This window comes from Pseudarthrobacter sp. MDT1-22, from assembly GCF_054511035.1.
The window spans coordinates 189175-206994 of the sequence record NZ_JBTNDK010000001.1 but is presented as its reverse complement, the minus strand read 5'-3'; the positions used below and the strand labels follow the sequence as shown (position 1 = coordinate 206994).

22 protein-coding genes are annotated in these 17820 nt (G+C 65.0%); 6 read left to right on the top strand and 16 right to left on the bottom strand.

Annotated elements, in window-relative coordinates; translation table 11 throughout:
- Position 1: 1 nt before the first annotated feature.
- From ACX80M_RS01035 to ACX80M_RS00985, 11 genes are all read right to left on the bottom strand, one after another.
- A complete protein-coding gene (locus tag ACX80M_RS01035; RefSeq protein WP_058931677.1) occupies positions 2-439 on the bottom strand; it encodes a MaoC family dehydratase in 438 nt (145 codons plus the stop codon).
- Between the two features lie 2 nt (positions 440-441).
- Positions 442-909: an FAS1-like dehydratase domain-containing protein gene (locus ACX80M_RS01030; RefSeq protein WP_141141246.1), complete on the bottom strand. Its 468-nt coding sequence runs from the start codon at positions 907-909 to the stop codon at positions 442-444.
- Positions 910-953: 44 nt separating this feature from the next.
- Complete coding sequence (locus ACX80M_RS01025; RefSeq protein WP_252598440.1) at positions 954-1178, bottom strand: DUF3188 domain-containing protein; 225 nt, start codon at positions 1176-1178, stop codon at positions 954-956.
- Between the two features lie 22 nt (positions 1179-1200).
- Positions 1201-2172, bottom strand: coding sequence for a DUF2797 domain-containing protein (locus ACX80M_RS01020; protein ID WP_252608542.1), 972 nt, complete (start codon positions 2170-2172; stop codon positions 1201-1203).
- Between the two features lie 32 nt (positions 2173-2204).
- Entirely contained in the window at positions 2205-3068 is an 864-nt protein-coding gene (locus tag ACX80M_RS01015; RefSeq protein ID WP_252598443.1) for an HpcH/HpaI aldolase/citrate lyase family protein, read from the bottom strand.
- Positions 3069-3237: 169 nt separating this feature from the next.
- Complete coding sequence (locus tag ACX80M_RS01010; protein WP_459308365.1) at positions 3238-3660, bottom strand: arsenate-mycothiol transferase ArsC; 423 nt, start codon at positions 3658-3660, stop codon at positions 3238-3240.
- The gene (locus tag ACX80M_RS01005) at positions 3657-4328 is read right to left on the bottom strand and encodes an arsenate reductase ArsC (protein WP_252569619.1); all 672 of its coding nucleotides are present in this window, start codon (positions 4326-4328) and stop codon (positions 3657-3659) included. Before ACX80M_RS01005 ends, ACX80M_RS01010 begins: the two co-directional genes overlap by 4 nt.
- A 58-nt stretch (positions 4329-4386) precedes the next feature.
- Positions 4387-5766, bottom strand: coding sequence for an FAD-dependent oxidoreductase (locus tag ACX80M_RS01000; RefSeq protein WP_252613899.1), 1380 nt, complete (start codon positions 5764-5766; stop codon positions 4387-4389).
- A gap of 179 nt (positions 5767-5945) precedes the next feature.
- A complete protein-coding gene (gene trxB / locus ACX80M_RS00995; RefSeq protein ID WP_252608536.1) occupies positions 5946-6923 on the bottom strand; it encodes a thioredoxin-disulfide reductase in 978 nt (325 codons plus the stop codon).
- Positions 6924-6961: 38 nt separating this feature from the next.
- Positions 6962-7384 carry an arsenate reductase ArsC gene (locus tag ACX80M_RS00990; RefSeq protein ID WP_459308362.1) on the bottom strand — a complete coding sequence of 141 codons (423 nt, stop codon included), beginning with the start codon at positions 7382-7384 and terminating at the stop codon, positions 6962-6964.
- Between the two features lie 148 nt (positions 7385-7532).
- On the bottom strand, positions 7533-8207 hold the full coding sequence (locus ACX80M_RS00985; protein ID WP_459308360.1) for an arsenate reductase/protein-tyrosine-phosphatase family protein: 675 nt from the start codon (positions 8205-8207) through the stop codon (positions 7533-7535).
- 45 nt (positions 8208-8252) lie between these two features.
- On the opposite strand from ACX80M_RS00985, the gene ACX80M_RS00980 reads away from it, so the two are divergent.
- The 6 genes from ACX80M_RS00980 (at position 8253) to ACX80M_RS00955 (ending at position 11459) form a co-directional block, all read left to right on the top strand.
- Entirely contained in the window at positions 8253-8993 is a 741-nt protein-coding gene (locus ACX80M_RS00980; RefSeq protein ID WP_252598449.1) for an aquaporin, read from the top strand.
- 111 nt (positions 8994-9104) lie between these two features.
- Positions 9105-9455 (top strand): ArsR/SmtB family transcription factor, encoded by a 351-nt coding sequence (locus tag ACX80M_RS00975; RefSeq protein ID WP_252576205.1) that lies wholly within the window; start codon positions 9105-9107, stop codon positions 9453-9455.
- Complete coding sequence (locus ACX80M_RS00970) at positions 9452-9814, top strand: GNAT family N-acetyltransferase (protein ID WP_252598451.1); 363 nt, start codon at positions 9452-9454, stop codon at positions 9812-9814. The genes ACX80M_RS00975 and ACX80M_RS00970 overlap by 4 nt, the downstream gene beginning before the upstream one ends.
- A gap of 114 nt (positions 9815-9928) precedes the next feature.
- The gene (locus tag ACX80M_RS00965) at positions 9929-10255 is read left to right on the top strand and encodes an ArsR/SmtB family transcription factor (protein WP_252613894.1); all 327 of its coding nucleotides are present in this window, start codon (positions 9929-9931) and stop codon (positions 10253-10255) included.
- Positions 10252-11052: a cation diffusion facilitator family transporter gene (locus ACX80M_RS00960; RefSeq protein ID WP_459308356.1), complete on the top strand. Its 801-nt coding sequence runs from the start codon at positions 10252-10254 to the stop codon at positions 11050-11052. The genes ACX80M_RS00965 and ACX80M_RS00960 overlap by 4 nt, the downstream gene beginning before the upstream one ends.
- A gap of 95 nt (positions 11053-11147) precedes the next feature.
- Positions 11148-11459, top strand: coding sequence for a thioredoxin family protein (locus ACX80M_RS00955; RefSeq protein WP_252598457.1), 312 nt, complete (start codon positions 11148-11150; stop codon positions 11457-11459).
- 227 nt (positions 11460-11686) lie between these two features.
- Here the strand turns inward: ACX80M_RS00955 and ACX80M_RS00950 are convergent, their stop codons facing one another.
- The 5 genes from ACX80M_RS00950 to ACX80M_RS00930 form a co-directional block, all read right to left on the bottom strand.
- Positions 11687-12655 (bottom strand): aldo/keto reductase, encoded by a 969-nt coding sequence (locus ACX80M_RS00950; RefSeq protein WP_252608519.1) that lies wholly within the window; start codon positions 12653-12655, stop codon positions 11687-11689.
- Between the two features lie 83 nt (positions 12656-12738).
- Positions 12739-14451 carry a glycoside hydrolase family 13 protein gene (locus ACX80M_RS00945; protein WP_252613890.1) on the bottom strand — a complete coding sequence of 571 codons (1713 nt, stop codon included), beginning with the start codon at positions 14449-14451 and terminating at the stop codon, positions 12739-12741.
- Between the two features lie 53 nt (positions 14452-14504).
- The gene (locus tag ACX80M_RS00940) at positions 14505-15389 is read right to left on the bottom strand and encodes a carbohydrate ABC transporter permease (RefSeq protein ID WP_252608514.1); all 885 of its coding nucleotides are present in this window, start codon (positions 15387-15389) and stop codon (positions 14505-14507) included.
- Positions 15389-16324, bottom strand: a complete 936-nt coding sequence (locus tag ACX80M_RS00935; protein WP_459308352.1) for a carbohydrate ABC transporter permease — start codon at positions 16322-16324, stop codon at positions 15389-15391. The genes ACX80M_RS00940 and ACX80M_RS00935 overlap by 1 nt, the downstream gene beginning before the upstream one ends.
- 26 nt (positions 16325-16350) lie before the next feature.
- Positions 16351-17652: an ABC transporter substrate-binding protein gene (locus ACX80M_RS00930; protein WP_252598460.1), complete on the bottom strand. Its 1302-nt coding sequence runs from the start codon at positions 17650-17652 to the stop codon at positions 16351-16353.
- Between the last annotated feature and the right edge of the window lie 168 nt (positions 17653-17820).

Genomic DNA, 17820 nt, shown 5'->3' with positions numbered 1-17820 from the left:
ATCATGAAAGCCTGACGACAGCCTGGGCCTTCATCAGCACTTTCTGGCCGGCAGCAACCACGGTGAGGTCAACGCGGGCGGTGCCGGCATCGGCGTCGAGCTTTCCAATGGCGCCGCTGACCTCGATGGTGGCTCCGGCGTCCGTGGTTCCGGTGGTGTCCGTGACCAGGACCGGCTTGGTGAAACGGGTCTGGAAGTCGACGACGGCGGCGGGGTCGCCTGCCCAGTCGGTCACCAGCTGCACTGCGGCACCCATGGTGAACATGCCGTGGGCGATGACGCCGGGCAGTTCCACGCCGGTGGCGAAGGCTTCGTTCCAATGGATGGGGTTGAAGTCGCCGGAGGCGCCGGCGTACTTGACCAGGTCGGTGCGGGTGACCTCGATGGTGCGGCTGCCGATATCCTGCCCGGCGCTGAGTTCGTGGAAGCTGGGGCTCATGGTTACTGTCCCTCTCCGCGGACGAGGATGGATGACGTGGTGGTGGCGACTGCCTCGCGCGACCCGTTGCCGCCGTCGGTCAGGGCAAAGATTTCCTGGCGGGTGGTGATCATGGCCCCGCCGCCCATGGCACGGACACCGTCAACGTGCAGTTCGGCAACCAGGCGGTCGCCGGCAAAGATGGGGCGGTGGTGGATGAAGCGCTGGTCGGCGTGGACCACGCGGGAGAAGTCGATGCCGGCATCCGGATCCTCGATCAGCTGGGCATCGGCGCGCTGGGCGATGATGATGGCGAACGTGGGTGGTGCCACCAGGTCTTTGTGCCCCAGGGCCTTGGCGGCCTCGACGTCGAAGTGGGCTGGGTGCGTGGCCTTGACGGCGCGGGCGAACTCGCGGATCTTCTCGCGGCCGACGTCGTAAACCTCTGCGGCAGGGTAGCTGCGGCCCTGCAGGTCCGGATTGATAGTCATGGCCTCAAGCCTATCGGTCTGCCCCCGGACACCCGGAATTCCGGCTACTTGCGGAGGTTCTTCCGGATGGTCTGGCCGCGCACCACGATCCCGGCGATGTGCAGGAGGAGGCCGAGACCGATCAGCGGCAGGGAAGCCGTGGCCAGGCCCTGGTTTCCGGACGTGTTGCCGATCAGGTTCAGGATGATCCCGACGCCGATGAGGCCCATGGCGCCGAAGACCAGGACTTTGTACGAGGTGGGCGCTGACTCCCAGAATTCTTTGAGCACCGTGACAGTCTACCGAGCACGTTCAGAACAGCGATTCCTGCACGGCCGGCACCTCCGAGGCGAAGCCCCCCAGGACGACTGTCCGGGCAGCCAGCCGGCCAAGGTTCACCACAAACGCCGCGTCCGTTCCGGCCAGGCTGGCGAGGGCGTTGGTCCCGCTCAGCGCGGTGATTCCGAAGCCGTGCTTTCCCTGCTCCAACGGATGCGGGTAGGCGTGGCGCGGCGTTGGGGCACAGAGCCCTGCCGCCTGCGCCGGCCGCACCCAGAGTTCGTCCACAATGCTGAAACCTTCTGCGCTGCAACCTTCTGGGCTGAAACCGTCGACGGCGGCCTGGCCCAGCAGCGTGCGGACCGCGGCCGCGTGCCGCTCATTGATGCCGTCCAGGGCGGCCGCTGGCAATGGCCCCGCCAGCGCCTCGGCTTTGGCGGCGGAGCGGACCTGCTGCGCCAGCCCGGCCTCGCGCGTCACCATGTCCTCAAGGATCCGCACCACCCGGCCGTCCTCCGCCCTGGCAACGTACCGTGCCACCACCGCTCCCTGTTCCGCGAGCCGGTTCCATTTCCTCAGGTGGGACGCCGTGCCCACCTTGCTGGCGCCGCCGGCGAACGTGGCCACGTAGAGCCAGTGATCCTGCAGAAGATAAGTGAGCAGCCCGTCCGGAACGCGGCCACCCCGGTGGAAATCGTGGATGAGGCGGGAATCGTCCAGCACAAAGCAGCGTTCGCACTGCTTGCCCTTCACAGCGGGAGCGCTGGCCGGGCACAGGATGTGGTCGCGGCTGCTGGCTGAGTGGACCTTGTGGTGCCCCAGGCAGAACCTGCCGTGATCGGCCACCGCGAAACCGAGCCTGGCGCCCGCCTCGAGGCTGACCTCGCGGAGATCCCCGGACGGTGACTGGAGGCGCAGAGCCGGGCCGCCGCCGTCGTGCCCTACAGACTGCGCCGGGGCGCCGTCCCAAAAGACCCCGTGAACCAGATAGCGGGTATGGGTCACGGGGTCTCCAGTGCTTGGGTGTACGGGTGGCGCTACAGCGCCGGCTGCACGCCGAACGCTATGGCGAGCTTCATGATCTTTTCGGCGCGACCCAGGCGGGGCAGGTCCGAGCCGTCACGGATGACGCGGCCGTTGGCCTCGAAGTCGGCCATAAAGTCCGTGGCCCAGGCGACGTCCGACGGGGTGGGGCTGATGACCTCGTTGATGACGTTCGTCTGGTCGATGGCCAGGCACAGCTTGCCGGTCATGCCCATCATCACGGTGATGCCGGTCTGCTCGCGCAGGATGGGGTGGTTGGTGCCGACGGTGGGGCCGTCGATGGGGCCCGGGAGGTTGCCCACGCGGCTAGCGACCACCAGCTTGGCGCGCGGGTAGGCCATGGCCTCCGGGGTGGCCGCCATGCCGGTGTCGCGGCGAAAGTCGCCGGAGCCGAACGCCAGGCGGAAAGCACCCTGGGCCTTGGCGATGTTGTTGGCTTCCTCGATGCCGAGCGCCGATTCGACGAGCGGGATGACCGGCGTCTTGCCGTCCATCCGGTGGAAACTTTCGGTCACCTGGTCAGCTGATTCGGTCTTGGCGAGCATCACGCCGAGCAGGCCGGGCGTACCGCGCAGCCCTGCAAGGTCATCGGCCCAGAACGGGCTGGTGGCATCGTTGATGCGGACCCAGGCCTGGCCGCCACCGCTGAGCCAGTCAATCACGTGACCTCGCGCTTCGTCCTTTTGCGACGGGTCCACGGCATCCTCGATGTCCAGGATGATCGAGTCAGCGCGCGAAACAGCCGACTGGTCAAACAGGTCGGTTTTCATCGCGTTGACCAGAAGCCACGAACGGGCGATTTCTGCTGGGATGTTGCGCTTGGGGCGTAATGTCTCGGTGGCGGTGGGTGACGTCATGCTACTACCGTATCTGCCCGGGCACTGCCAGCGCTAAGCCATGGCGCCGGACGTGCCGAACAATACAGATACGACCGGCCGGCGCCGGTGGTCGAGCCTGTCGAGACCCAGGTTTCGACAAGCTCTACCCGCGGGGCTTCAGCCTCAACCCACGGCGTGGGGCCCAGGCTCAGTTGCCTGTGAGTTCCGCATGGAGCTTTCGGACGCGTGTGTTGATGTCGTCGCGGACGAGGCGCATGCGTTCGGCGCCTTCGATGCCCCGGGTGGAAGGTTCGTCGGTTTCCCAGGTTTCGAAGCGGGTGCCTCCGCGGGCTTCGAGCTTGGCTTCGGTGCCCAGGACGATCACGACGTCGACGGCGTCAAGCACCTCGTCGGTGACGGGCTTAGGGTGTTCCCCGGTGATGTCGATGCCGAGTTCGTTCAGGGATTCCACGGCCTCGTTGTTCAGGCGGCTGCCCGGTTTAGTGCCTGCCGAGTAAACGGTGACCTCATCCCCGGCAAGGTCCCGCATGAGACCGGCCGCAAGTTGGGACTTCCCGCCGTTTTTGCTGCAGACGAACAGGATACGGGGAGTCTTGGTGCTTTCGGTCATGAGTTGATGTTTTCTTTCTGTTCTGCGGCCAGGAGTGAGCCGACGAGGGTTTTGATGCGCGCCTGGATTTCGTCGCGAATGACCCGGACCGTCTCCAGGGACTGACCGGCGGGGTCGGTGAGGTCCCAGTCTTCATAGCGTTTCCCGGGGTAGATGGGGCATGAGTCACCGCAGCCCATGGTGATGACGACGTCAGATGCCCGCACGACGTCGTCCGTGAGTGGCTTCGGATAGTCCTTGCCCATGTCCAAGCCCATTTCGGACATTGCAGTCACAACGGTTGGATCCAGCTCAGCTGCCGGCATGGAGCCTGCCGACCGGACGCGGATCCTGCCCTTGGCTTCAACGTTGAGCAGCGCGGCAGCCATCTGTGACCTCCCGGCGTTCTGCACGCAAACGAACAGGACCTCCGGGACCTCGGAGACCACCGACCCTTTGGATTTGGCCAGGGCGGCCAGCCGGTCGTTGGCGAAGTGTTCCGTGGTGGCAGGCAGGTAGGCGCTGATCTTCGCTGTCCGGGCCAAGGCCGTGTAGGACTCGAAGACGTAGCGTTCGACCGTCTCGACGGCGAACACCCCGGTGAAACGCTCGGCGAGGCGTTCGCTGATCCGGTGCAGGATTTCAGTATTGTCCTGCAATCCCAGCGTCGTTTTCTGGTGTTCGGTCATGGCAATACTCCCTTGGCGTGCGTCTGGAACGGTGCGTCGTGGTTGGTTGTGGTCAGTGTTACCCGGAGCGGCCGTGAGCCAGCCCGGTGGGGAATCCAACGAGGACCGGTTCCGGGGCGGCGCAACAGCCGCTCTCCGCCGATCCGTCAGTGTCTGCTGTTGAGGCCGCGGGGACGTCGCAGCTGGTGCCGGCGTCGGTGGAGCAAACCCCGGTTTCGGGCAGTTCAAGGTGGACAGTGTCCGCCGCGGCCTGGTCGCCGGAGAGTGCCGCAGCGACGGACCTGACCTGTTCGTAGCCGGTAGCTAGCAGGAAGGTCGGCGCACGGCCATAGGACTTCATGCCGACGATGTAGAAGTCCTTTTCCGGGTGGGCGAGAAGCTTGGCGCCATGCGGCTTGACCGTGCCGCAGGAATGGAATTCGGGGTCGATCAAAGGGCCCAGCTCGACGGGTGCTTCGACAGCGGGGTCAAGGTTGAGCCGGAGTTCGTGCAGGCTGACCAGGTCCGGCCGGAAGCCCGTGCAGGGGACGATGATGTCCGCTTCCAGAGTGCGTCCGTCGACGGCTTCGACGCTCACGCTGGAGTCCAGGCTCTTGAAGGCAGCGATCCCGAAGCCGGTGTGCAGTTCGATTGTTCCGGCCTCCACGAGTCGGCGGAGCCGGGCTCCGAGTTGGCCGCGGGCGGGCAGGCCGTCGGCGTCGCCGCCTCCGTAGGCCTTGTCAGCGGATGCTCCGCGCACGGCCCACAGGATGGTGGTTCCGGGTTCCTCCTTGGCGAGGTCTGCCAGATTGATCAGTGTGTTCGCGGCCGAGTGCCCGGCGCCCACGACCAGGACGCGGCGGCCCGCGAAGGAGGTGCGGTCCCGTCCTGTGACGTCCGGCAGGGGCGAGGAGATCCGGGCGGCGGCCGTGTCTTCACCGATGGCGGGCAGCCCGGAAGTTCCGAGCGGGTTGCGGGTGGACCACGTGCCGGACGCGTCAATGACGGCCGCCACGGTGTGGTCGCGGATTTCACCGCCGTCGTGTTCGACCCGGACGGTGAAAGGGGTGGCGTCACGGTCCCGGACGTGGGTTTTGTCCATGCCCTGGCGTGTAACGGCAATGACGCGTGCGCTGGTCTGGAGCCGGGAGGAGATCTCCGGGGTTGCAGCCAGCGGGGCGAGGTAATTGTCGATCAGTTCCCCGCCGTAAGGCAGTGCCGTCAGGCGAGGGGTTTCCCAACCGGCGTCCTCCAGCAAACGCACGGCCGCGGCGTCGAGGTTGAACCGCCAGGGTGAGAACAGCCGGATGTGGCGCCACTGTTCGATGGCGGATGCCGCCGTCGGGCCTGCCTCGAAGATCAGCGGCTCGAGGCCGCGTTCGAGCAGGTGGGCTGCGGTAGCAAGACCGACGGGGCCGGCGCCGATGACTGCGACGGGAAGGTTCTTTACTGGATCCATGCTGTCCTCTGTTTCATCCGTTGGTGTGCGGTTCGATCGGGGTGCCTGCCGGAGCCTTGTGGGACCGGCAGGCCGGGGCGGCGCTGTTCAGCAGCAGTCCAGATCGTCCTCGTCGCAGCAGCCCGTATCGGTGCAGCAATCGGTGTCCATCCAGTTCACCCCCTCCCCTTTCCCGGTGGTCAGGCGTGGATCGGCTCTTCGACCAGTGCGGTGGCGATGCTGTCCGCATCTTCCAGCGCGGCGAGGTAGCGTTCGGCGTCGAGGGCTGCCGCGCAGCCGGTGCCGGCTGCTGTGATGGCCTGGCGATAGCGGTGGTCCACGGCGTCGCCGCAGGCGAACACGCCGGTGAGGTTCGTGACGGTGGTGGGCGAGTCGACCTTGATGTAGCCTTCGGCATCCAGGTCAACCTGTCCGGCGACGAGTTCGGTCCGCGGCAGGTGGCCGATGGCAACGAAGATCCCGGCGGCGGCCTGCTCGCGGGTCTCCCCGGTGCGTGTATCGGTGAGGGTGACGCCGGTGACTTTGGCATCACCGTGGATGGCCGTGATGGCGGAGTTCCACGCGAAGCTGATCTTGGGGTTGTCCTTGGCGCGCTGGGCCATGATCCGGGAGGCCCGGACTTCGCCCTTGCGCACAACGACGGTCACGGACTTTGCGAAGCGGGTCAGGAAGGTGGCTTCCTCCATGGCGGAGTCGCCGCCGCCCACCACGATGATGTCCTGTTCGCGGAAGAAGAAGCCGTCGCAGGTGGCGCACCAGGACACGCCGTGGCCGCTGAGCTTCTTCTCCTCCGGCAGGCCCAACTCCTTGTAAGCGGAGCCGGTGGCCAGGATGACGGCGGGTGCCTCGTGGGTCTCGCCGGATCCGGTGACCACGCGCTTGAGGTGCCCCGTCAGCGTGACTTCCATGACGTCGTCGAACACGATGCGGGCGCCAAACTTTTCGGCCTGCTCCTGCAGCCCGTCCATCAGCTCGGGGCCCTGGATACCGCCCGGGAAGCCCGGGAAGTTCTCCACCTCGGTGGTGTTCATCAGGGCGCCGCCAGCCGTGACCGAGCCGGCCAGGACCAGCGGGTTGAGTCCCGCGCGGGCGGCGTAAATGGCCGCCGTATAGCCGGCAGGGCCGGAGCCGATAATGATCAACTGATCGGTGCTCACGTTGGTCTCTCCTGGTGCTTGAAAATGCGCGGGGTGGGTTACTTGGCGGCCGGGATCAGGGACTCGATGAGTCCTTCGATGCGCGTCTTGATCTCGTCACGGATGGGGCGGACAGACTCCACGCCCTGTCCGGCCGGGTCTTCCAGGACCCAGTCCTCGTAGCGCTTGCCGGGGAAGTAGGGGCATTCGTCGCCGCAGCCCATGGTGATCACGACGTCGGACTCCTTCACGGCCTCGGTGGTGAGGACCTTGGGGATCTCTGCAGACATGTCGATGCCCAGTTCGGCCATGGCCTCGACGGCGGCCGGGTTGACCTTGTCCGCAGGCTGGGAACCGGCGGAACGCACCTCAATCCCGCCGTTGGAAAGGGTGGTCAGGAAGGCAGCGGCCATCTGGGAACGGCCGGCATTGTGGACGCAGACAAAAAGGACGGAAGGCTTCTTGGCGGTTTCGGTGCTCACGTGTTTCTCCTGGAATCAGTTGCGTGTGGATCAGTTTTGACGAGGTCGTTGTGTCCGCACCACCACGCCGGCTAGACATTGATATGCGTCGATGTATGCAGTATCGGACAATATATTGATGGTTGTCAATATTTACGGGCTTAGACTATCAGGCAGCATGCAGTCGGGGCGCGAGGCCGGAAACGCGGTGGAAGATGTCAGTGAAGGCGCCCTCGAAAGCATCCTCCGTGTTTAGGCGCAGTGGATCCGGAACAGACCAATGGATCCCTCCCAGGTTGAGGATTTCCTCGTGGGCGTTGTCGCATACGGTCACGACGAAGTCATCATCGTGCGCCACTTCATCGAGCCGGTGCGGGGGAAGGTCCGCGAGAGCAACGCCGTGGCGACTCGCGACATCAATGGCACCCAGGGCGATGCGGTCCGCCGGATGGGTGCCCGCCGAAGTCGAGGGGATGTCGCTGACCTGATTCCAGAGTGCGACGGCCAGCTGGGACCTGGCGCTGTTGCGCGTGCAGACGAAGAGGACACGGCGGGCGCCGTGTTCGCGGCCGGGGGCCAATCCCTCCAACGCCCCTGCGGCCAGCCGGATGTAGCTGCGGCGCTTGTCCGCCTCCGAACGGTGGCGTGTCGCCAGGCCCGCGACTTCCAGTGTGCGCAGGTGGTGCGACAGCAGATTCGACGGCATCCCGAGCTCGGCCTGCAGCTCCGTAGGGGAAAGATCCCCCAGGGTCAGCAGGTCCACGATGCGCAGCCGCGCGGGATCCGCCAGGGCCGCATGCTTGGCGACCCGCCCGCGGAAAACTTCAACTGGGTCAATGTTCATTGATTCAATTTTGACTGAGTAAATATCTTGAGTCAAGCTGTTGGTATGACTTCTCAACAACCGCCGTTGTGGCGCCGCGCCTTCGCCGAACTACTCGGTTCCAGTTTGCTCGTCATGATCGTCGTTGGCTCGGGGATCATGGCACAGCAGCTCTCCCCCAGCGACATCGGCCTGCAGCTGCTGCAGAACAGCACCGCCACGGTTCTGGGTCTGACGGTGCTGATCCTCGTCTTCGGCCCGATCAGCGGCGCGCATTTCAACCCCGTGGTCTCGCTCGTGGACTGGGTCCTCGGCCGGCGCAGCGGAACCGGATTGACACTTCCGGACCTGGGCACATATGTAGTTGCCCAAACCGTCGGTGCAATCAGCGGCAGCGTGGTGGCCAACGCCATGTTCGAGGTGGGCACTTCCATCTCGGCGAAGGACCGCGCCACCACCGGGCAGCTGCTGGGCGAAGTTGTCGCCACCGCAGGGCTCGTACTGCTGATCTTCACCCTGGCGGCCACAAACCGGGGCACCCTCGCAGCTCCGGCCGTGGGCGCCTACATTGGAGCCGCCTACTGGTTTACGTCCTCAACGTCGTTCGCGAACCCCGCCGTGACGGTCGGCCGCATCTTCAGTGACACCTTCGCCGGCATCGCACCCGCTTCAGTTCCCGGCTTTGTGGTGGCGCAACTGCTCGGGGCGGCCGTGGGCTTGGGGCTCCTACTCGCCCTTTTCCCCTCCGTGGCGCGCAACGCGGACGACGTCGTTCTTCCGCACGCCACGGAAAAGACCAGCTCCTAAGACTTCGTCGACCGGTCCGACGGCGGGCAAGCCTCCGGAGCGTAGCCACTTCCGGGTCGAGCGGCGGGATTAATACATTGATGATGGTCAATATTCGGGCATAATGGGTACATGAACTTGCTGCCCGTAATCGATCAGGCCACGGATGACGCCTGCTGCATCCCGGCAGGTCCGCCCGCATTGGGGGCCGAGGAGGCGAAGCAGAAAGCCCTGGTCTTCAAGGCGCTGGCCGATCCGAACCGGCTGCGGCTGCTTTCCATCGTCAAGGCCGAATCCTCGGGCGAGTCCTGCGTGTGCGACCTGACCGACCCCCTGGACCTGGGCCAGCCAACGGTTTCCCACCACCTGAAAATTTTGGTGGAGGCAGGGCTGCTGCACCGCGAAAAGCGTGGCACGTGGGCCTACTACTCTCTCGTCCCCGGAGCCCTCGACGACGCCGCCGGCATCCTGGCCAATTTATGACCTACCCGGTGGCCTTGCAGAACATGGAGCAGTCCGACTGGCCGGCCATCCGACGGATTTACCAGCAAGGTATCGACACCGGGCAGGCCACCTTCGAAACCCAAGCCCCTGACTGGGACTCCTTCGACCAGTCCAAGCTGCCCGGCCACCGCCATGTCGCAGTATCCAGCGAAGGTGAGGTCCTCGGCTGGGCCGCGGTTTCGCCCGCCTCCTCCCGGCCGGCCTATGCAGGAGTAGCGGAACACTCCATCTTCACCATCGTCGGGCGCAGAAACCGCATCGCCCGAATGCCACACGGCCCTCGCGCCGGCCAGTGGCGGGACACCCTCCTGATCGAGCGCCGCTCCCCCGCCATCTGAACGGAGGACGAAAGCCAGCCAAAGGCCGCCATGCGCAGGCAATGCCATGATGGCCTGAATCTCCGCTTTGAGTACACGATTGCGTGAATACACACTTGGATGTACTTTGGCTATATGGAAACCCTCGTACACGCCCCAGTGCTGGCCCGGTTCGGCTACGCGGTCTCCGACCCTACCCGGGCCCGGATTCTGCTGGCATTGGAGGATGCGCCCGGATACCCGTCGGACCTGGCCGATTCGTTGGGTGTCTCACGGCAGAGCATGTCCAATCACCTGACATGCCTGCGGGGCTGCGGCCTGGTGGTGGCTGTCCCGGACGGCCGGCGGACCCGGTACGAGCTCGCCGACGCCCGGTTGGGCCACGCGATAAGAGATCTGCTGGGTGTCGTGCTGGCCGTGGATCCTGCCTGCTGTGCCCCAGACGGGACGTGCTTGGTGTGACCACCACAATTCAAAGTGCGCCTACGGCCAGCCGCCGCGTTGTCCTGAGCCGCCGCATCCGCCTGTTCGCGGCCGCGACGATCACCTACAACGTCGTTGAGGCCGTCGTCGCGCTATGGGCGGGCAACCTGGCCGACTCCTCGGCCCTCGTGGGCTTCGGACTTGATTCGGTGATCGAGGTCGCTTCCGCGGTCGCGCTGTCCTGGCAGTTTTCCGCGACGGACCCCGAACGGCGCGAGCACATCACCCTTCGGATCATCGCGATGTCCTTCTTTGCCCTTGCATTGTTCGTCTCCGTGGACTCGGTCAGGGCCCTATCCGGAGGCGGCCAGGCACAGCATTCCACTCCGGGCATCGTGATCGCTGCCCTGAGTCTGGCCATCATGCCTGTCCTGTCCTGGCTTCAACGCCGCGCGGGCCGTGAACTTGGCTCCCGCACGGCGGTCGCAGATTCGAAACAGACCCTGCTGTGCACATATCTATCCGCAGTTCTTTTGGTGGGCCTGGTTCTCAACAGCACACTGGGATGGTGGTGGGCAGACGCCGGCGCGGCGCTGGTCATCGCCGGGATCGCCACTCGCGAAGGCCTCAACGCCTGGAAAGGGGACGTCTGCTGCGCCGTCCCCGAGCCGGGCACCCGCAGCAAGAAAGTCACCGGTCCGGCCGATTTGGGCGAACCGGCACCTCTGAACGCGGTTGTTGTGCAAAGTGATACTTCCGGCTGCTGTGAGGGCTGCGGAACCAGTTCTGAACCGCCTACCAGCCGCTCCGAACCCGCTGGGCAGGGCCATGCCTAGAGCCTGCCCGCCTGCAGCGACCGGAATAGGATCGGCCACAGACGACACAAACCCTGATCAGCACTACCGCGATAGGCGAACCGGAGAACGACAACGTGAGAATAGAACTCCTCCACATCGATGACTGCCCGAACATGGCCCCTGCACTCAAGCAGGTGGAAGCCGCCTTGGTCGCTTTGGGGCGCCAAGACATCCGCGTCCGTTTGCGGCACATCAAGACTCCGGCAGATACGCTCGGGACGGCTTTTGCCGGTTCGCCGACGATCACGGCAGACGGGGCCGACATCTTCCCCGACAGGGCACCGGCCAGCGACCTCGCATGCCGGATCTACCCCACGCCAGATGGTCTTGCCGGCGTTCCAACCGTCGATCAGATGACGGAAGCTCTGACGAACCATGGCCTCTGACACTTACCATCAGTGTTCCTGCTGTGGCCGGACAATGAAGCGCGAGAAGCTCCATGCCCTCGGTGCCGAACCCGCCTACATTTGCCGGAGATGCGGGCTCCGGGTCGCCTTGCGCCCTCGCCCTAAGGCCAAGCCACATACTTGACATCGTCCCACGTCGAAGCGAGAGGCGCCGACGGCGTCGCTGTCCGGCGCTCCCTGGAAAGGTTCGCTCCTAGGACTTCATCTCAGGGGAGGGTGCCGCCCCGCGCCGCAATCCACAGTCCGTACCAGTCGGCCCGGGTCATGGCCTCCGCCACGCGGGCGGCGTCCGCGCAGGCGGCGATTCTCGCCGGATTCACGGTCCCGATCACGGGTGCAATGCCGGCCGGATGCTTCATCAGCCACCCCAGGAGGACGGCCTCCCCCGTGGTGCCGTACTGACTCACAAGCTCCGCAACCATCGCGGCCGCGGCAGTCTCCGCCGCCGTCGGGTTTTCCGGAGCTGCCCCCGTGTACAACCCCTGCGCCAGCGCACCGTAAGCCTGCACGGTAACGCCGTTTTCGCTGCAGTACTCCAGGGTCCCGTGCGGGAAGCTGTAGTCCAGCGACTCCGGATGGTTCACCAGGACCTGGCTTTCCAGCCAGGCCCGCTTCAGCAGGCTCATCTCCAGCTGGTTGGCCACCACGGGCACCTCCAGCCGCTCCTGCAACGCCTTGATCTGCGCGCCGGACATGTTGGACACCCCAAGCGCCCGAACCTTGCCGTCGGCCAGGAGTTGCCCGACGGCGGCCGCCACCTCCGCCAGGTCCGTCAGGGGATCCGGGCGGTGCAGCAGGAGGACGTCCACGTAGTCCGTCTGCAGCCTCTTCAGGCTGCCGTCCACGCGTTCCAGGATGGATTCCCGGCTGAGGTCATAGTGTGTGGCCAGCCCGCGTTCGCGGAGCCGGATGCCGCACTTGGTCTGCAGCCGGATCCGGTCACGCAGGCCGGGCGTTGCCGCGAGGACCTCGCCGAACACCGACTCGGACTTGCCGCCGCGGTAGATGTCCGCGTGATCGAACAGCGTAATGCCGGCGTCCAGCGCGGCCTCGACGGCGGCGGCGGCCTCGTCCACATGCTGCACCTGATGCGGTTCGTCGGTCCAGCTGCCGCCCAGGCCCATGCAGCCGTATATGAGTTCCTGCGCGGGGGATGGAACGGTGTGTTGGGTCATTGCTTCACTCTTTCATGAGCCGTGGCAGACGCACAGGTGGCGGGACCCGGCCGGGTCCCGCCACCTGTCGATCTTGGGTTATGTCAGCGCAGCCAGACGGTGCTGTTGGCGCCCAGTTTGCCGTCCACCAGCGGTGCGCTGCTGACCAGGACGGTCCCTGCCGGCAGGTCGACGGCGGTGTCCCCGAAGTTGGTAACGGACTGCCAGCTACCGGGGCGGCGGAAGTGCAGGACCTCCGGGTTGCCGGTCTCCACCCACTCCAGCTCCTCGCCGGCCTGCAGTTCGCGGCGCAGCTTCAGGGCCGTGCGGTACAGCTCCAGGGTGGAGTTTTCGGTGCCGTCCTGCGCCTCCACCGCATACTTGCTGAACCAGTCCGGCTGCGGCAGGTGCGCACCGCCGTCGCCAAAGCCGAAGGAGGTCCCTTCAACCTTCCAGGGCAGTGGCACCCGGCAGCCGTCACGGCCCACCTCAACGCCCCTGTTCCGGAAGAACGCGGGATCCTGGCGCTCGGAGTCCGGAATCTCCGCCACTTCCTGCAGGCCCAGTTCCTCGCCCTGGTACAGGTAGGCCGAGCCGGGCACAGCGAGCATCAGCAGGGTGGCGGCGCGGGCACGTCGCTCGCCAAGGTCCACGTCGAGTTCCTCCTTGGGGCCGCCGGCCAGCAGCCAGCCCTTCCCGTCCTGGCCCTTGGCGTGCTTCTTGCCCTTGGACGCCTTGGGCAGGCCATAGCGCGTGGCATGCCGGACGACGTCGTGGTTGGAGAAAACCCAGGTGGAGGACGCGCCGGTCGCGGCGGCTTCGGCGAGGTTGCGGGTGATGATTTTGCGGAAATCCTCGGCATCGAAGTCGGCCTGCAGCAGGTCGAAGTTGAAGGCCTGGCCCAGGCCCTCCGGGCTGGCGTAGCGGGCACGGCGGGTAGCGTGCACCCACGCTTCGGCGACGGCGGTGCGGGGCGGGTTGTATTCGTTGAAGACTTCGCGCCATTCGAGGTAGATGTCGTGGACGTCGTCCCGGTCCCAGAAGGGGTGCGAACCGTCGTCGAACCCGTCCGTCCCCGAGTTGGCCTCGGTCAGCTCCAGCTTGGAGAGCAGCGGCTCGGTGAGATCCTTGGTGAGGGCATGTGCCACGTCCACGCGGAAGCCGTCGACGCCGCGGTCGGACCAGAAGCGCAGGGTCTTGAGGAAGTCATCGCGGACCTCCCGGCTGGACCAGTTCAGGTCCGGCTGCTCCTTGGCAAAGATGTGCATGTACCACTGGCCGGGGGTGCCGTCCGGCTCGGTGATGCGTTCCCAAGCCGGTCCGCCGAAGACGGAGTCCCAGTCCGACGGCGGGAATTCCCCGTTGGGTCCTTTGCCGTCACGGAAGATGTATCGCTCACGGGCGGCGGAACCCTTCGGCGCGGCGAGCGCCTCCTGGAACCATTCGTGCCGGTTCGAGGAGTGGTTGGGGACGATGTCGGCGATCAGCTTGATGCCGGCGGCGTGCAGCGCTTTGGCCATCTCGTCGAAGTCCGCCAGCGTGCCCAACTTGGGGTCCACGTCGCGGTAGTCGTCCACATCGTAGCCGCCGTCGGCCAGGGCCGACGGGTAGAACGGGCTGAGCCAAACGGCGTCGATCCCCAGTACCTTCAGGTACGGGACCTTGGCCGTGATGCCCTTGATGTCACCCATGCCGTCACCGTTTGAATCGGCGAAGCTGCGCGGATAGATCTGGTAGACCGCGGCCTGGCGCCACCAGTTGGGATCGGCCAGACGGTCGGAATCGGACAGGGTTGCCAGCGTGGCAGTGGTGGACAAAGGATGATCCTTTTCTCTTGTTTGGGTTGTTCTTGCTGGGTGGATAAGTCTGGCTATTTAACGGCCCCGCGCATGACTCCGGACAGTACCCAACGTTGGGCCAGGATGTAAACCACCAGTGTGGGTGCCATGGCCATCAGGTAGGACGCGAACGCGAGGCTGTAGTTGGTGTTGAACTCGCCCTGGAACAGCATTTGGACCACGGGGAGGGTCTGCAGGGCCGGGTCGGCGATCATCATCTGCGGCAGCAGGAAGTCGTTCCACGAACCCAGGAAGGCGAAGATGCCTACTGTGGCGTTCATGGGAGCCAGCAGCGGGAAGATGATCTTGCGGAACACCTGCCAGGTGGTGGCGCCGTCCATCCGGGCCGATTCCTCCAGCTCCACCGGGATGGAGCGGACGAACGCGATGTACAGCAGCGCGTTGAACGAGATTCCGCCCAGCACGTGCAGGAAGACGACGCCGGCCGGGTTGTCCAGGCCGAGCAATGCCGTCTGCTTGATCAGCGGAAGGATGATCACCGGGAACGGAATGAACATCGCGGACAGAAGGTACACAAAGGCGCCGCGGAAGAATCGGTGGTTCCAGTTCCGCGCGATGGCGTAGGCAACCAGCGAGCTGCAGGCCAGTGAGCCCAGGACGCTGAAGACGGTGACGAATGCCGTGGACATAAAGGCCCGGGGGAAGTTCGTGGCCACGTAGGCGGCTGCGAAGTTCTCCCAGTTCAGCGGGTTCGGCCAGGCAAGCCCGGTCCCGGTGCCGATCTGGTCCGGTGTTTTCAGCGCCATGGCCACGGTGAAGTACAGCGGCAGCAGGACAGTCAGCGAGGCCACCAGCATCAGGGCGGTGAGCCACCAGTTGATCTTGAAGCCTTCGCGGCCGGAGACTCGTTTTGTGAGGACGCGGGCGCTGCGCTGTGGAAGTTGTGATGCGGTCATTAGAGAGATACTCCCCGGCGCTGGATGAGGCGCAGCTGGATGACGGAGATCAGCAAAGTGATCAGGAAGTAGATGACCGCATTGGCCATCTGGTAGGAATAGTCGCCACCCGTGAAGCCGGAGAAGATGCGCATGGCCACCGACTGGGTTGCCATGCCGGGTCCGCCGCCGGTGAGGCCCACGATGATCTCGTAGGTCCCCAGGAATCCCTTGAACCCGAGGATCACGTTGATGACCAGGTACCCGAGAATGAGGGGCAGTGTGAGGCTCAGGAACTGGCGGAAGCTGCCGGCACCGTCCAGGTCCGCGGCTTCGTAGACCTCCGCTGGCACGCTCTGGAGCCCGGCGAGGTAGATGATGGTGGCTCCGGGCGCGGCCTGCCACACGGTGACCAGCACAATGGCCAGCCAGGCGAGGTTTTCGTTGGCCAGGATGCTGGTGGCAAGCGGCGTTAAGCCGAACCGTTCAGCGAGCACCGGCAGGGTGTTGGAGAACAGGTAGTTGAAGACAAACGACACAACCAGGGCTGAGAGCACCATGGGGATGAAGAACACGGTCCGGATGCCGGTTCGCCACTTGATTTTCGCATTCAGTCCAAGGGCGATCGCCAGGGCCACGATGTTGACCACCACGGTGGTAGTCAGGGCAAAGACGAACGTGAAGATGTAGGACTGCAGGATTGCCGGGTCCTTGAAGATGTTGACGTAGTTGGACAGGCCGATGAACTTCCAGTCACCGTAGCCTGCGTAGTTGGTAAGGCTGAAGAACACACCAACCAGCGCTGGCAGGGTGATGAAGAAGGCGAAGAGTGCGAGGACCGGCACCACCATCCAGTAGTACGTGGGGTCGATCCGTCGTGGGGACCGTCGCACGTTGGTCTCGGCCGGGCCCTCCGGGCTGGGGCCGGCCTTCGCCACGGTGGACGTCGTTGTCATGGGGACTCCTGGAATCGTGGTGGGCATCAGACCGCCGTCCGTTCGGCGACTCGGCGCCATTCGTCGTCGAGCGCGGCGAGGAACTGGTCGCCGTTTTTGCTGTAGACAAAAGACTGGATGTAGTTGTGCAGCGGCACCGACGGCGGGAAGTAGGTGCCGGCGCCCTGGTAGTAGCGGGCTTTTCTGACCGATTCGTCCAGTCCGCTGATCTGCGGGTTGGTCACCGGCGGGGCGTCCTTGAGCGGCGAGAAGGCGGCGTTCTTTTCGTTGTACGTGTTCACCACTGACGGTTCCAGCAGGTAAGCGACGAAACGCCGGGCCGCAGCCATGTTGGGGGTGTTCCTGGTGATGGACAGTGCCATGTCCACGTTCACCCGTGCCTTGGTTTCCTCCGGGTTGTTCGTTACGGGCAGGGGGAATGTACCCACCCTGATGTCCTTGTTGGCGGAAACCAGCTGCGACAGGGCCCAGGGTCCTTGGAGGTACATGGCGGCCTGTCCTTTGGCGAAGGCAGCATTTCCGTCCGCGTAATTCTTGCTGCTGGCGCCATTCTGGGAATAGGAAACGAGCTGGAGCATCTGGGGCAGCGCGGGCCCGAAGTTGGTGGTGAAGGATTCGGCGGCTCCCGCGCTAATATCGGCACCCTTGCCATTGATCCTGGTGAAAAATTCCGCCGTGTCCAGCGAACCGCCGGAGACGTAGTCGAACATGCCCTGTGCCAGGGTCCAGGAGTCTTTGAACGTTCCGTAAATCGGCGTGATACCGGCCGCCTTGAAGGTTTCACACGCTGCCACGAATTCGTCCCAGGTGGTGGGGACGGCTACGCCATTGGCGTCGAAGATGTCCCGGTTGTAGATGACGCCGGCCGCAGCCAAGGAGAACGGCAGGGCGCTGACCTCGTTGCCGTTGTACTGGCCCCAAGAGCTGATGAGCTCCTGCATCTCAGGATCAATGGTCGACGCTGCGGGGAGGTCGCTGAGGTCGGCGAAGATGCCCTTCTTCACGAAGTCGGCAGTTGCCTTCGCGAAGCCTCGGGTCACTACGTCCGGCGGATCGTTCCGGACCAGGCCGGGGACGAAGTTGCCCTCGTTGAAGTCCTGGATCACCCGGATATCAGGATTGAGCGCCTCGAAGTCCTTGATGACCTGGTCGAAGTAGTTCACCACCTCCGGCTTGTTCTGCATGAAGCGGAGTGTGGTGACACCGTTCTGCTGGCCTGCGTGGCCGGCACAGCCGGAGAGCGGAATGAGGGCTGCCGCCCCGGCCAGACCGGCTACCCGGAAGAGGGAGCGCCTGCTGGGCAGCGTTGCCGGAACAGCGGCTTTCACAGGGCGGAGCCTGACGTACGGGAGTGACGGGGCCGCGGCTTGGGCGGGGGTGGGCAATGCTTCGGGATGCGGTTCATGGTTGCTCCTTTGCAAAGGCTGGGTGAAGGGCTGGGATGCCAGTGGTCGGCGGCCGTCCGGCCCACATAGCCTGGAGAGTATTTATTTGGA